Origin of the sequence: Oceanobacter kriegii DSM 6294, from assembly GCF_000422845.1 — a bacterium.
Classification (GTDB): domain Bacteria; phylum Pseudomonadota; class Gammaproteobacteria; order Pseudomonadales; family Oceanobacteraceae; genus Oceanobacter; species Oceanobacter kriegii.
This window is the reverse complement of sequence record NZ_KE383934.1, coordinates 170,690-184,871: the sequence shown is the minus strand read 5'-3', so window position 1 is coordinate 184,871 and position 14,182 is coordinate 170,690. Positions and strand designations below refer to the sequence as shown.

Annotated in this window: 14 protein-coding genes; 4 read left to right on the top strand and 10 right to left on the bottom strand. The window is 53.6% G+C overall.

Going from position 1 to position 14,182, the window contains the following annotated elements; genetic code table 11:
* The 5 genes from G516_RS24830 to G516_RS23470 form a co-directional block, all read right to left on the bottom strand.
* Positions 1–278, bottom strand: a 278-nt coding sequence (locus G516_RS24830; protein ID WP_028295088.1) for a transposase, incomplete at its 3' end; no start/stop codon positions are given.
* A 66-nt stretch (positions 279–344) separates the two neighbouring features.
* On the bottom strand, positions 345–812 hold the full coding sequence (locus tag G516_RS0119625; protein ID WP_028295087.1) for a Panacea domain-containing protein: 468 nt from the start codon (positions 810–812) through the stop codon (positions 345–347).
* Positions 805–1,707, bottom strand: a complete 903-nt coding sequence (locus G516_RS0119620) for a hypothetical protein (protein WP_028295086.1) — start codon at positions 1,705–1,707, stop codon at positions 805–807. Before G516_RS0119620 ends, G516_RS0119625 begins: the two co-directional genes overlap by 8 nt.
* A 578-nt stretch (positions 1,708–2,285) precedes the next feature.
* Entirely contained in the window at positions 2,286–3,266 is a 981-nt protein-coding gene (locus G516_RS0119615; RefSeq protein WP_028295085.1) for a magnesium transporter CorA family protein, read from the bottom strand.
* Between the two features lie 171 nt (positions 3,267–3,437).
* Positions 3,438–5,906 carry a DNA polymerase II gene (locus G516_RS23470; RefSeq protein WP_051219640.1) on the bottom strand — a complete coding sequence of 823 codons (2,469 nt, stop codon included), beginning with the start codon at positions 5,904–5,906 and terminating at the stop codon, positions 3,438–3,440.
* A gap of 56 nt (positions 5,907–5,962) precedes the next feature.
* Here G516_RS23470 and G516_RS0119605 point away from each other — a divergent pair, with 56 nt between their 5' ends.
* Complete coding sequence (locus G516_RS0119605; protein WP_028295084.1) at positions 5,963–6,310, top strand: pentapeptide repeat-containing protein; 348 nt, start codon at positions 5,963–5,965, stop codon at positions 6,308–6,310.
* 1,006 nt (positions 6,311–7,316) lie between these two features.
* Here the strand turns inward: G516_RS0119605 and yddG are convergent.
* Both yddG and G516_RS0119595 read right to left on the bottom strand, forming a co-directional pair.
* Positions 7,317–8,258: an aromatic amino acid exporter YddG gene (gene yddG, locus G516_RS0119600; protein ID WP_028295083.1), complete on the bottom strand. Its 942-nt coding sequence runs from the start codon at positions 8,256–8,258 to the stop codon at positions 7,317–7,319.
* A gap of 107 nt (positions 8,259–8,365) precedes the next feature.
* Positions 8,366–9,097 (bottom strand): AraC family transcriptional regulator, encoded by a 732-nt coding sequence (locus G516_RS0119595; RefSeq protein ID WP_028295082.1) that lies wholly within the window; start codon positions 9,095–9,097, stop codon positions 8,366–8,368.
* Between the two features lie 49 nt (positions 9,098–9,146).
* On the opposite strand from G516_RS0119595, the gene G516_RS0119590 reads away from it, so the two are divergent.
* Complete coding sequence (locus tag G516_RS0119590; RefSeq protein WP_036537564.1) at positions 9,147–9,482, top strand: Rieske (2Fe-2S) protein; 336 nt, start codon at positions 9,147–9,149, stop codon at positions 9,480–9,482.
* Between the two features lie 189 nt (positions 9,483–9,671).
* On the opposite strand, the gene G516_RS23465 is transcribed toward G516_RS0119590, so the two are convergent.
* From G516_RS23465 to G516_RS0119575, 3 genes are read right to left on the bottom strand one after another with little or no spacing between them, the layout of a single operon-like run.
* Positions 9,672–9,989, bottom strand: coding sequence for a hypothetical protein (locus tag G516_RS23465; RefSeq protein WP_036537562.1), 318 nt, complete (start codon positions 9,987–9,989; stop codon positions 9,672–9,674).
* A 30-nt stretch (positions 9,990–10,019) separates the two neighbouring features.
* The gene (gene sfsA, locus G516_RS23460) at positions 10,020–10,799 is read right to left on the bottom strand and encodes a DNA/RNA nuclease SfsA (RefSeq protein ID WP_036537561.1); all 780 of its coding nucleotides are present in this window, start codon (positions 10,797–10,799) and stop codon (positions 10,020–10,022) included.
* A 42-nt stretch (positions 10,800–10,841) separates the two neighbouring features.
* Positions 10,842–12,029, bottom strand: a complete 1,188-nt coding sequence (locus G516_RS0119575) for a pyridoxal phosphate-dependent aminotransferase (RefSeq protein ID WP_322786001.1) — start codon at positions 12,027–12,029, stop codon at positions 10,842–10,844.
* 449 nt (positions 12,030–12,478) lie between these two features.
* Here G516_RS0119575 and dksA point away from each other — a divergent pair, with 449 nt between their 5' ends.
* Both dksA and gluQRS read left to right on the top strand, forming a co-directional pair.
* Positions 12,479–12,913, top strand: coding sequence for an RNA polymerase-binding protein DksA (gene dksA, locus G516_RS0119570; RefSeq protein ID WP_028295079.1), 435 nt, complete (start codon positions 12,479–12,481; stop codon positions 12,911–12,913).
* A gap of 69 nt (positions 12,914–12,982) precedes the next feature.
* On the top strand, positions 12,983–13,957 hold the full coding sequence (gene gluQRS, locus G516_RS23455; RefSeq protein WP_051219639.1) for a tRNA glutamyl-Q(34) synthetase GluQRS: 975 nt from the start codon (positions 12,983–12,985) through the stop codon (positions 13,955–13,957).
* Positions 13,958–14,182 lie beyond the last annotated feature (225 nt).

Genomic DNA, 14,182 nt, shown 5'->3' with positions numbered 1-14,182 from the left:
CGTTTCAGCTTGCGAAGCTCACTGGATTCCTCGGGTTTCGATGCTGTTTTCTTTGCTTTGCTCACGTTCGTCTTCACTACGTTTGATGGTTTCCGAGAGGGCTTTAGCTGACCTTCCCGATATTCTTTTCGCCATCGTGACAGCATGAACGGGTGAATGTCCAAACGCTCTGCAACTTGCTGCACTTGAACATCATCTTCAAGACTCATCTCAACTGCCGAGCGTTTGAATTCGAGCGAGTATTGCTTTGTCTTTTTCTGGTTTTTGTAGGCTGGCATAGAGCACCTTTTCGAAGTTAAAAAGGTGTCCGGTAAAACGGGGGAGGATCACGCGTCCGACTGCCTTTACTTGTTAGATGATTCTTGCTTAGCCAAAGCAACTAGATTCAATGTTTTGTACCTATCAGTGACACGAATAGGGTAAGTACCATAAACATGTTTTATAAATGAATCCCAATACAGGTTTTTCGTGTCGCTGATTACATCATCTATAATTTTTCGCTCTTCTTCACTAAGGCCTTTTTCGAAATCAGCGTTATTTTTTATTTTAAAAATAGTTTTTTCATCCCCATACATCGTTGATGTTGAGACTATATTGAATCTAGGGTCTTTTAACGCAGAATCAACAACAGCTTCAACATATGGTCCGTAATTATGAAAATACCATTCGATTTTGGTTATCTGCTTCTTGTTTTTCTGGGCGGACTTCCAGTCAGCCAAGTAAACAAGTTTAGTTACCCTTGCTTTAGATAATTCATCTTTGTGCGGATATCTTGCACATATATAGGCGGTAACATCTTTAATTCTAGCCATTTTCCAAATCTCCATCAGGGTTCAGAATCTCGTCTAGCTTTCCTTTGTGAAGGATATATTTGGCGATATCCCCATTTTCCTGAGAAATGAGACTTTCAAGCCGTTGCCGGCTGAATTTATCAGGCTCTGTGCTCTCTAAAACGATAACAGCCATTTTGGTTCTGTCAGGGCCTCGAACAGCCATCGCAAAATAATCTCTAGTAGGCATCCTAGTATGAGAACTAGGTAATTTGGCACCGTGTTGAGCTAACTCTCTTTCAAGCTGTTGATTATAGCTCTGCGTAGAAAAACCATGCTGTAATGATATATGTGCGACACCATCATTTAGCCAAGCCGCACCGACAATACCCTCATCATCTGGAATTCTAAGCCTACCTCCATGCTCGAATCGAGATTGAGCCGCATGCCTAAAAATTCGCTGCAAGTGGTCGTCATTTGTATGCCTATAAATAGTTACCCGGCAGGTACGATCATAGGCATCATCTGTAGACACAAAAATAGACTGAATAATATAACCAATTGCCTCATAGTAATTTCTTTGGGTTTCTCCATGAGCACTTTTCTCAGCCCTATATTTCGCCTCCAACTCATCATATTTATTAATTTTATTTTGGTTTCTAAACCCGCCAAACCCACCAACCAAACCAATCAATAACGCAAGTGCAGTGTAGGGGACGGGCTTACTAAAAGACAGTACATTATGTGATGTAACATCCCAAAACGATGCTGCACTTATGGGTTTATGTTGATTGATTGGTAATGAGTTAAAACTAGATATGTAGTCCTTTTCTCCTTGACTGTACCAACCACTGAACCATAAAGAACAAACAGAGATCCCAATAACTCCTATGAGTTGAAACGTTGGGAAAGCGTATGCTCTAAAAATATTCGACATCAATTACTCCGATATTGATTCTTTCTGTACATCTAACAGCTTATTAGTGCGCATGCGCGGTTTCCCAGCAAGGTATTTTCGAGGTTCCCCGCCCTAACATTCTGATTCCCTTGGGCTTACCTTTTATTACTGACAACCAAATCATCAAGTTAGTGCGCATGCGCATAAATCTGGCTGTGATATGGGCATTAACTTGTAAACCTTCCACCACAACATCTCTGGTTTCAACCACTTACGCTACCAGCAGCCGAAAAAGCGAGCAACCGCTTTGGGCAAAGCGCGCATGGATTCATGGAAGTTTCATGTTTTGGGCATTACTGTGTCGGATGGCGCAGGCTTATCCGACCTACTACAGATGAAAAATGTAGGCCTGATACTGTCGTTCTGATAAAGACGCGAAGCGGCTGCCATCTGACGTGGGATTGTTGAATGGTGCAACCAGGGTTGATACGTTTTTGGCCCATGACTGTTTCCCCTCGTCGACTACAACAACTACAGTGCCCAGCCCAAGCCACCAACAAAAACGCCGCTGCAAAATTGCAGCGGCGTTCTGTTATTGGCCCGTTAGCTTGTAGCCGTTACAGCCACTTCAGTTTGCGGAACCAGGTCAGTAGTCCCAGTGCGATGCTGATCATCACGGCCAGCAGGATGAAGTAACCACCCTTGAAGTGCAGTTCCGGGATGTATTCGAAGTTCATGCCGTACAAGCCGGCCAAAAAGCCCAGTGGCACAAAGATCGCGGTAATCACGGTTAATACTCGCATGGTGTTGTTCAGCTGGTGCGAGGTAATGGCCAGGTAGCCGTCGATCAGGTCGCCACAGATGTCGTAGAACATCGAGGTCAAGCTGGCCAGTCGTTCAAAGCGGTCGTGCAGGTCGTTGATGGTGTGGTCGAGGTCGACGCCCTCTACATCAAACGCCACTACTTCATCGGCGGCACGCAGTTCCTCGGTGATGTTCTGGTGGTAGTTGAACACCCGGCGCAGTTTCACCAGCCGTGAGCGGTATTGCATCAGCTGTTTCATCAGGTCGTCGGAGCCATGGTCGTGAATGGCGTCTTCCAGGTCACTGAGTTTTTCTTCGTAGGCCAACAGGCCGTTCAGGTAAATTCCCGCTGAGGTGTGCATGATGCGCAGTGCCAGTTGTGCCGGGCAGCGCTGCAGGTGAGTGGCGGCGTTGCCTGCCATCAGTTGATCGACGCTGCTTGCCGGTAACGGGTGGTAGGTAATTAACAACCGTTCACTGACGAAAAACGAGATCGACTGGGATTTCCAGTTCAGGTCACTGTCGAAGCTGGCAATGCCGCGGTACAGCACGAAGGTTTGGTCATCAAACTCTTCCAGTTTCGGCGGGTGACGGTCGCGTTGGGCGTCTTCTACCGCCAATGTATGACAGCCAAGTTCCAGCAGCAGCTTGCGTTCAGCGGGCAGCTGTTCCTTGCCTTCGGATGTCAGGTCCAGCCACAGGTAGCCGCTGTTGCTGGCGCGCCATTGGGCCAGCAGGTTTTCAGCGCCGGTTTGGCTTTGACCATGCTCATCTACATACAGGGTACGAATCATTGTGTGTCCTATAAAATTGCATCAACACCCGCCGGATAACCCCGTCAGGCTGATGAATTGCGGAATATCGGTTAAAAGTGCGACCGCGCAAACACAATTTTGTTGCGCGAAACCGGGGCAATGATTGTCTGAAACTATGAACTGGTAAGCGTTATTGCAGCGGGCTGTTAGTCACCCAAATAACGACCCCTGGGTTCCCAATAGGTCATCGGCATCGTCGCCGGTAAACTGGAAGATGGACTCGGCAATCGGCCGCAGCTGCTTGTCGATGTAGTGCTGGTAGTCGGGTGCCGCCAGCGGGTATTCCAGCTCGGAATCTTCGCCGTCGTATACGGGCTCCGGGCCACTGGCGGTAATGCGGTAGGTAATGGCCCCACGACCGTGTTGATACATAGGCAGCAGGCCGTTCTGTTTGCGCCAGTTGTCCAGCTGCATGGCAGCGCGGGCATGAGGGGGCACGTTGCGTTGGTATAAGTGCAGCGGCTGACGCAGGCGTTTGCGGTAGTTCAGTTCGTGGTCGAGCTGGCCAGCCAGTAACTGCTGAACCTGATCTCTGGTCCAGTCGGCGTAGGGCTCGTGCAGAAAAATCTTGCGATACAGCACTTGCTGAAAGCGGCGGGCCAGCGGCGTCCAGTCTGAACGCACGGCTTCCAGTCCTTTGAAGACCATTTCCGGCTGCCCTTGCGGGTTGGTAATCAGTCCGGCGTAGCGCTTTTTGCTGCCGGTTTCAGCACCGCGAATGGATGGCATAAAGAAGCGGCGGTAGTGGGTTTCGTATTCCATCTCCAGATAGCTGTCGATGCCGAAGCGGGTTTGCAGCTCGTCGCGCCACCAACGGTTCAGGTTGGCCACCAGTTGTTTGCCAATGGCATCGGCTTCGTCGTCGGTAACGTCCTTGCGCAGCCATACAAACACCGAGTCGGTGTCACCATAGATCACTTCGTAACCCTGACCGGCAATCCAGTCGGAACTGGTTTGAATGATTTCGTGGCCACGTTTGGTAATGGAGGCCGACAACCGGGTGTCGTGGAAGCGGCAGCCCTCGGAGCCCAGCACTCCATAACAGGACGCCATGATAATTTTGATGGCTTGCGACAGCGGTTTGTTGCCTTCCCGCTTGGCTTTGTCGCGGCGTTCTCCGAGGGTGCGAATCAACTCCGGCAACACATGGCGCTGCTGGTGCAGGCGACCGCCGAAGAAGCCCGGCACCCATTCCTGATTGGGCAGTGGCAGCTGTTCATCGGTCAGCAGGCCCTCTACCAATCCCATGGGGTCAATCTTGAAGGTACGAATAATAGAGGGGTACAGGCTTTTGAAGTCGAGCACTAACACGTGTTCAAATAGGCCCGGTTTGGAATCCATCACAAAGCCGCCGGGGCTTTTTTCGGCGCTGTAGCCTTCGCCCATGTTGGGGGCAACGTAGCCGGAGCGGTGCAGACGGGGCAGGTAGAGATTTTCAAACGCCGCCACCGAGCCGCCCATGCGATCCAGCGCCAGCCCCGTCATCAGACTGCGTTCGATAGCAAAATTGAGCAGGTCGACTTTCTCGAAAATGCGCCACACCAGATCACAGTCTTGCAGGTTGTAGGCGGCAAAGGATGCAATGTCGGTATCGTACAGGCGCTGAATATCGTGGCCGCGCTGACTGCCTGTCAGCAGCTTGGAATCCCCTAACAGCTGTTCGGAGACATGGTTCAGAGAGAAGCTTTCAAACTGGTAACTGGCGGCACGCAGCAGTTCGATGCCGTCCAGCGCCACCCTGCCCGCCATTTGCACCGATACCCTGTCTGGCATGTCGCGGCGGCGACGCCACTTCAGCCGTGAGCCGTCACGGCCCCAGTCCATACTGACGCCGTGCTCTCGATATTTTTGCACCAGTACGTCGATATCGAACTGAATCAGGTTCCAGCCCAGCAGGCAGTCCGGGTCGATGCTCGCCACCAGCCGAGTCAGCTGTTCCAGCAAGGCGGCTTCAGAGTCAAACCGCAGAATGTGGTGGTCGGCATCGGTGGCTTCAGTGCCATCCGCACCATGTTCCGCCACCAGCAGCACTTGCCGGTAATCCGCCGCCACCAGCCCCACCGAATACAGTTTGATGGTTTCGCCCTGCCGTGGAATCGAGGTTTCAATATCCAGCGACAGCCAACGAAGTGTGGGCCGGTAATCCCCCGGTTGCATACGCCCTTGTTGAAGCCAGCCATGGGCGCTGCTGTGTTCACTCGCAGCCACTTGCTGCAATGGCTGTTGCCAGCTGAGCTGAGCTGCGCCGTAGACAAACCGCTCCATCAAATAACGATCGGGCGGGCGGATATCCGCTTCCTGTACCGCAATGCCCTGCTCGGCCAGCAAATCCCGCCAACGGTAGATATAACTGGCCGGTAAATAGCAGGCGCTCATGGCGGCCTGGTCGAATCGCTTCAGGGCGATGTCTTTCAGTTCCACCGGCCAGCCAAGTGTGGTCGCCATTTGCTGTGCTCTGGCACGATCTGCCTGTTTGATAAAACAAACCGCAGGCTGTCGCAGGGTTTGCTTCAAGGTTCCGGTGGGCGTGTGCCACCAGAAGGTGAAGCTGGAATCCTGGTCACCGGGCTCATCGTGCCAACTGGCGTTCAACAAAAAGGCATCCGACGTTCGAATCATTCAGGGTCATCTATACTTCTGTAATCGACACGCAGTCTAATTCAACGAGGTTTTATATGACCACACCGGGCATCAGTCAGGACCCCCTCTATCAGATGCTTCGCAACGACGACGTTGCAGGATTCAATCAGGCCATCGACGGTGGCGCGGAATGCGATTTACGCGGCACCGACCTGCGTGGATTGGATTTACGGGGGCTGCACCTGGCCGGTATGGATTTGACCGATGCCTATTTCAGAGGCACGGATTTGCGCGGCGTCGACTTCCGCGGCTGCGCTCTGGACGGCGTCAGCTTGGCTAACGCTCGTGTCAGTGGGTGCTACTTCCCGGCCGAAATCAGCGCTGAAGAGTTACGCTTGTCGTTGGAGTTCGGTACCCGCTTGCGTCATCCGAAAAAGGATTAGAAGTTCTCTGAATAACCCGCCAAACTTCAAGAAGTGTAAATATTAAAAAATAATGAGAATTATTCTTGATAACACAAATGAGAATCACTATTGTTTACTCATCGACGTCAGAGATGGCGGCGGTGTTCACTCACAGCTTTGGCTGAAGTGATCTCTCTCATCAAGCTAATCACGGTTGCTTTGGCCGCTCTTTGAGCGGCCGTTTTTTTATCTGCCGCTTTTTCCCGAATTCTCGCCTGTTTGCTCTGCTCATGTCTCCTGAGCACTCTCTACTCACTCTCGATCGCTTTCCCGGCCCGTTTTCTGAGTCCGCTGGTTCAATGCTGGACTTTTGTGCGTTGGGAAAAATATTTCAAATTAAATGAGAATTGTTCTTGATTAATCAAATGAGAATCACTATTGTTTACTCATCGGCGTCAGAGATGGCGTCGCTGTTCACCAACAGCTTTGGCTCACGGTGATCTCTCTCATCAAGCTAATCACGGTTGCTTTGGCCGCTCATTTGAGCGGCCGTTTTTTTATCCAGCAAACTGTTTCCCCCAGCCAGTTCATCTATCCAAACCCGCCAAACCGCTTTCAGTCATCACAAGCCGCTTCATCTACCCCTTATCCATAACAAGCCAAGCCGCTTTCACTGCCTGGTTTTCGTACCCTGTTTGAGTGCCATTTCAGATTCAGTTTTTGACAGTTTCAAGGTTGCCCAGCCGGTCAAATTCGTCCTTTCAGGCCAGTGCCAAAAAAATCTGTAAGTAAATGAGAATTATTATTGACGAGGTAAAAAAGAATCATTATTGTTTACTCATCGACGTCAGAGATGGCGCCGCTGTTCACCAACAGCTCAGGCTCACGGTGATCTCTCTCATCAAGCTAATCACGGTTGCTTTGCCCCGCCCTCACCGGCGGGGCGATTTTTTATCTGCTCTACCCTTTCCCCGCTCCGCCAGCTCAATCAATTCCCAACTTCAGAAAGCAGTTTCCACTCTCTTTTTTTGGTTACAGCCAGTTGTTACGCGGCCTTCTGTTTGCCAGCTTTCTGCTTACCAGCAAAAGATGCCACCAAAGCCCCAAGGCTGATCGCTACCGCCGCAACGCCCACTTCAATACGCCATTCGCCTTCGCCAACCAGCAGCAACAACGCCACTGAGATCAAGGGTGCGAAGTAGGAAATAACCCCAAGCAGCGCCAGGTTGCCGTGCTTCATGCCGTAGTCCCAGGTAAAAAACGCAATACCCACCGGGCCAATGCCCAGTGCCATCAATGCCAGCCATTGCAAACTAGTGTCTGGCCATACGGTTTGTTCAAACGCCCAATGCGCAAGTAACGCCAAGACGGCAGTGGCCAGGCAAAACCAGCCTGCGGCATCGGTCGGAACGGCTTTCATTTTGCGGGACGTGACCGAAAACCCCGACCAAATCAACGAGCACAAAAACGCCAGTCCATAACCCGGCAAGTATTGGCTGTCGAACGCTTGAGTGGATGCAGCATTCTGCTCGCCACCCGACAGTAATACCCAACAGCCCACCAACGCCAGCACAGCGCCCACCACGTGGCCAATGCGCATGGGAAGCCCGGTAACCAGAGTGCTCAGCAGCACGATAAACAGCGGCCACAAATAAGCGATTAAACTGACTTCCACCGCTGGTGCCAGCATCATGGCGGCGAAATAACAGGCGTGATAACAAAAGTAACCGCCCACGCCCAAAGCCCAGGCAGCGACGGGCTGTCGGGCATACTGCAAGCCGCTTTCGCCACGCAGCCACCAGCGAATCTGCATCACCATAAAGGCAGTGGCAAAGCTCACGGCCATCAATTGAAAGGGTGGAATCTCACCGCCACTCAGGCGAGTAAACAAGGCCAGCGATCCCCACAGCAGCACCGCAGTAGAGCCGACCAGAGTGGCCAGCGCGGTAGAACGCTCGGGAAGTTCGGATGAGGTGGTAACAGTCATAACTCTCTTGAAACCCTGAAGAAAAATCGCAGTGTAGAGAGACAAATGACGAAAAACTTTGGAGATTCGGCAAAGGGTAGTCGTTAAACGGCACAGCCGTTTACTGACTACGGCCGCTCAGCCCGGAGCTGGCGCGCCGACATGCCATAACACTGACGGAACCGGTAGCTGAACGACGATACATCGGCATAGCCCACCCGCTCGGCAATCACCTGCACCGGCAGCTCTGTGGTTTTCAGCCAATGCGCTGCCTGCTGCATCCGCACCTGCTGATGGTAGTCACGCACACTCTGCCCCAGCTGCAACCGAAACTGCCCGGATAACTGCCGCACACTCCAGTGCACCATCGCCGCCAGCGCTTTCATATCCAATGGCTCGGCATAGTGTTGATCCAACCACATTCTCACCCGCTGAACGCGTTGACGATGGCCGCTGTACTGCGCCGACAACGCTTGCCCCGGAAGCAGGCCTAACAACAGCTCGCTCATTTGCAACGGCAAGCCGGGCACATTCGGACGATGCAGTAACTGGTATTCCAGACAATCGACAAAGCCCCGAATACCCTGATGCATTGGCAAAAACGCCGGCTGCTTGTCGAGCGCCAGTTGCTGCTGCGGCAACGCCAGATCCATCACCAGAAACCGATTATCCCCGGATGCCGCAAAGGCATGTTGCTGCCCGGCTTTGACGATGGCCATGGTTTCCCCCGCAGCCACCTGCCCCGACACATGGTCGATCTGCATATCCAGCGCCCCCGCCACCGGTAACACCAGCTGGCAGAAGTCGTGGCTGTGCCGCTGTTGCTCCTGGGAGTAGCTACGCTGATAGAATTGCGGCATCGACACATCAAACCCCGAACAATCGTGAATCTTTGCAGGAGTGTACCACGTGGCCGAACCCTACCGCCGTCTCTGTCAGTTGAGCGACATCCCCGATAACGACGCCAAAGGCTTTGAGCTGGACGGTCGTCCACTGGTGGCTGCCCGCAAGGGTGAGCAAGTGTTCGTGTACGACAACTCCTGCCCGCACCGGGGTATTCGGCTGGAGTGGATGCCGGATCAGTTTATGGATACCGAAGGGGTGTTTATTCAGTGTGCAACGCACGGCGCCTTGTTCAACATGGATGACGGGATGTGTATTGCAGGCCCTTGCAGTGGCACGCCACTGACCGGCTGGGAGACGGAAATAGCAGATGGAGAAGTGAAGGTACGGCCGTTTGAATGAGTGTCGGGTGTCGGGTGTCGGGTGTCGGGTGTCGGGTGTCGGGCAGAAGCAAAACGCACTGGCCTGACAACCAAACCAGTGCGTACCGTTTAACAAGCCAGTGCGCACCGTTTAAATCGAGCCGCTGTAATCCGGCTTGTCTGCTTGCGATGAGCCCTCGGCTTTGTCGGACTTCCTCGCCGCGTTCAGCTAATCCATGGCTTCGTTAAATTTTTCCTTGCCCAACTCGTAGCCTTTTTTGGCTTTGTCCTTGCTGAACTCGTAACCGTCTTTGGCGGCTTCCTTGCTGTTTTCATAGCCTTTTTTGGCCAGCTCAGAACCTTTTTCAAAGCCTTTTTCTGCCAGTTCGCCGCCTTTTTCAGCGCCTTTGGCAACGGCATCCTTACCGTCTTCAAACAGCTCCTTGCTTTTGCTAACGGTTTTGTCCCACAGGGATTCTTCAGCCAGTGTTGGCTGAGCCACCATCAACAACGCGGCAGAAGCCGCCGCTAGTACAAAACGTGTCATTGCTGTGTTCCTGTTGTTTATTCTCAATTGTTAAGCAAAGTCGTGATAACTAAGAACCTTTAACGCCTGTTCAGGTTCCACACTCATGCTACCCGCCACTTCGTCAAAACGCACTGGCCAAGCCAACACCTGAACGCCTTGCTGTTGAATACGTTCAAGCGCCTCGGCGTACTGCGGGTCGACGTCTGCGGCGGCAGCCACCTGCTCAATGCCTTCCAAAGAAACGCAAAACACCAGCGCTGCCCGATGGCCTTGCTGCTGTAACTGCGCCAGCCGCTTGAGGTGTTTGAGGCCGCGCTCGGTACGCGCGTCTGGAAAACAGCCGAGTCCCGGTTTCAGATCGTAGCGTGGCAGGGTCAGGCTTTTTACTTCAATAAAGAAGTCCGGTTTGTCGTCTCCGCTTAGGCAAAAGTCCAGCCGACCATCTTCGACCTTGGGTTCTTTCTGAATCGCCGTATAGCCATGCAGCCAATGAGCCGGGGCTGCGCTGGCCTGCTGCAGCTGGCGGCTCAGTGCTTCAAACATCAGCTGGTTGGCTCGGGCGGTGTTCACGCAGGCTTTAAATTGCCCGGCAGGCGTCGTCACCGTGGTCCATTCCCAGCTGATCGGCAGTTTGCGTTTGGGGTTCTGGCTGTCCCACAGCCACACCTTGCAACCGGCATCGGCGCAGTGAGTCATGGAGCCAGTATTGGCGCAATGGGCAGTAATGATTTCCCCTTCACGCCCCGGTGAGTCCAGCTCGATATCGGCCAAAAAACGCTTGTAACGTTTGATTAAACGCCCGCTAAGCAATGGGCTGTCGTATTGCATGCTGTTTTCCTGCTGTTTCCTGCGACTGTCCCGCAAACTTGTTCAGTTGAGCCAGTCGGCCAAACGGCTCATGGCCAGTTTCAGACGCTCAATGTCGGCCGTGAAAGCGAATCGAACATGCGTTAGCGCACCGGCTTCGCCAAAGTCCACGCCGGGTGTAAAAGCAACGCCGGTTTCCCGCAGAGCACGCAGGCAGAAATCCAGGCTGTTGTCGGTAAACTGGCTGGCGTCGGCGTACACATAGAACGCGCCATCCGGTGCAACCGGTACTTTGAAGCCCAGTTCTGGCAAAGCTTCAAGCAGGTATTCGCGACGCTCGGCCAGAATCTGACGACGCTCTTCCATAATGGCGACACTGTCGTCATCAAAGGCCGCCATAGCTGCGTATTGGGCAATGGTGGACGGCGCCAGAAAGACGTTCTGGGCCAGTGTATCCAGAGTATCTACCCAGCTTTCCGGCACCACAGTCCAGCCCAAACGCCAGCCAGTCATGCCGAAGTATTTCGAGAAGCTGTTCAGCACCACGGCGTCGTCAGCCACCGACAGCACGGTCTGAGGTTCCACGGTGAAGTTCAGCCCCTGATAAATCTCATCAACCCACAACTCTCCGCCCTTGGCCGTCACCGCCTGATGCAAACCAGACAGTTCATCCAGCGACAGTATGGTACCGGTCGGGTTGGCCGGGCTCGCCACCAGCGCAGCTTTGGTGGTGGCAGACCAGTGTTGCTCGATCATTGCCGGGGTCAGCTGGTAGCGGTCGACAGGCCCGGCTGGAATCAACTGCCCATGGGCATCAAACAAGGCGGCAAAATGACGGTTACACGGGTAGCCCGGGTCGGCCAGCATCAGTTGATCATTTCGGTTCAGACGAGCCGCAGCCAGCAGCAACAGCGCGCCTGACGCTCCTGGCGTCAGCACAATACGCTGAGGACTAACCGTCACACCAAAGCGGCTTTGGTACCAACCTGCGACCTTTTCACGCAGTTGCGGCAACCCCAATGCCGGGGTATAGCCGGTGTTGCCATCGGCGATGGCTTGCATACCTGCACGGGCAATCGGCTCCGGCGTGGTGAAATCCGGCTGGCCAACTTCCAGATGAATGATGTCCTTGCCTGCGGCCTGCAACGCCTGGGCTTCTGCCAGCAGCGCCATTACCTGAAACGGGGCTACACGTTGGGTGCGGTCGGCCATGACGGACGTGGCCGAAGATGAAGGAATTTGCTGAGTCACTGCACACTGCCTGTTGTCGATCAATGCAAAAGCGAGATCCATTCCATCCGGTACAGCAAAACTGCAAGAGGCCGGATTGGAACGATGCTCACAAAACGCCATTGTGACACAAACTCGATTTTGGCGACTCTGCCGCTTGCAAACCGCAAACACCGACCATTCGTGATTTTTACGACACCACCAAATCGGCCAGAAAGGCAATTACTCTGTGCAGTCAGGGTCAAACAGGGTAATTTCCCAAAATGCTGGTTTTATCAGTCAGTCCCTTCGGAGGGTGACTCAGATAATGGTGGCGCGATGAAATAGTTGGCGCTTGCGCCGTTATCTGATAGTTTGCCCGCCTTATTATTTTGGGGCCTCGGGAGAAGGACGGTCTTTCGGTAACGAAAACCCGATTCCCAAGGCAATGTGTTCGGTTGGTTGAACCCATTACGTGAGGCAGCAATACCATGCCGCAAGAGAAGAAAGAATTCGCTCTCACAGACTTCACGCCATACGTGGCTTCAGCGGATGAAGAGTACATGAGTGACGCTCAGCTTGAGCACTTCGCAGACATCCTGCGCAAGTGGAAGCAAGAGCTGATGGAAGAGGTCGATCGCACCAAAGAGCACATGCAAACTGAGCTCGAGAACTACGCCGATCCTAATGACCGCGCCAGCCAGGAAGAGGAATTCAGCCTCGAACTGCGTACTCGTGACCGTGAGCGCAAGCTGATCAAAAAGATCAACAAAACCATCGACAAGATCGACAAAGGCGATTACGGCTTCTGCGATGCGTGTGGTGTTGAGATTGGCATCCGTCGTCTGGAAGCCCGTCCAACGGCCGATCTGTGCATCGACTGCAAGACCCTGGCCGAAATCAAGGAAAAGCAACTGGGCGTATAACACCCGTGCTTGCGCCGAGGCCCCACAAGGGCTTTGGCGCTCCTGACTCTCTTATCAGCGGCAGCCCCCATGACCGCAACGACTTCGCTCGAACATTCAAACCACTCCGAATCCCGCCCTTCCGGCTACGTTGGCCGCTTTGCGCCCTCACCTACCGGCCCACTGCACTTTGGCTCGTTATTGGCCGCTCTGGCCAGTTATCTGGATGCCCGCGCGCACAATGGCCGTTGGTTGGTCCGCATCGAAAATCTCGATCCTCCAAGGGAAGACCCTCAAGCCGCCGACAGCATTTTGCACATTCTGGAAGCCTACGGTTTTGATTGGGATGGCGACGTGCGCTACCAAAGTGACCGCAACGACGCCTATGAAGCCGTGCTGCAGCAGCTTATTGCATCCGCCGACAGCTTCCCCTGTGTTTGCTCGCGCAAGCAGCTTGCGGGAAACGAGCACCTGGATGGTCAATGCGTAGCTCAGCCACCCGCGTTTGATCGTCATTCGATAGACTTGTCCATCGCTTGCGCCTGGCGCTTCAAGGTGGCCGCCGAGCAACAACAGCCGCTGTGCTTCGATGACCGCCTGCAAGGCCGGTTTTGCCTCACACCAAGCAGCGACATTGGTGATTTTGTGATTCGCCGACGTGATTTTTTATGGTCCTATCAGCTGGCCGTGATTACCGACGACCACGATCAGGGCATCACCCACGTGGTGCGCGGCATCGACCTGATTGACTCCACCCAACGCCAAATACTGATGCACCGGGCATTGGGCTGGCCATCACCCAGCTATATGCACATTCCCGTCGCCGTTGAACGCAACGGCCAGAAGCTCAGCAAACAAAACCTCGCCCGGGCGCTGCAAGCAGACGACAGCGGCAATACCCTCTGGACTGCATTGGACTGGCTACGCCAGCAACCGCCAGAGTCGCTGCGCGGGGCAGGCAACACCGCAGTATTGCAATGGGCGGTAGAACACTGGCAGCCCGACGTTCTGAAAGGCTTGCAGCAGCTACCTGCACCGGAAGGGTTTCAGCGCTCTGGAGTGTGACGTCAGGACAGAGTTGTAGGAGAGAGCTTGCTCTCGATGACCCCATCGCGAATAAATTCGCTCCTACAGCAGTCAACGCTCATGAAAACTGACGCTGTTTCCGTTAAACACCGCCCACAATTACTAGGCAACTCGTAGGTCGGATAAGCTTGCGCCATCCGACAAAGGGACGGCCCAAACACGCCACTGCGCGTCTTTATCCGACATACATGAGTATTTATTCAA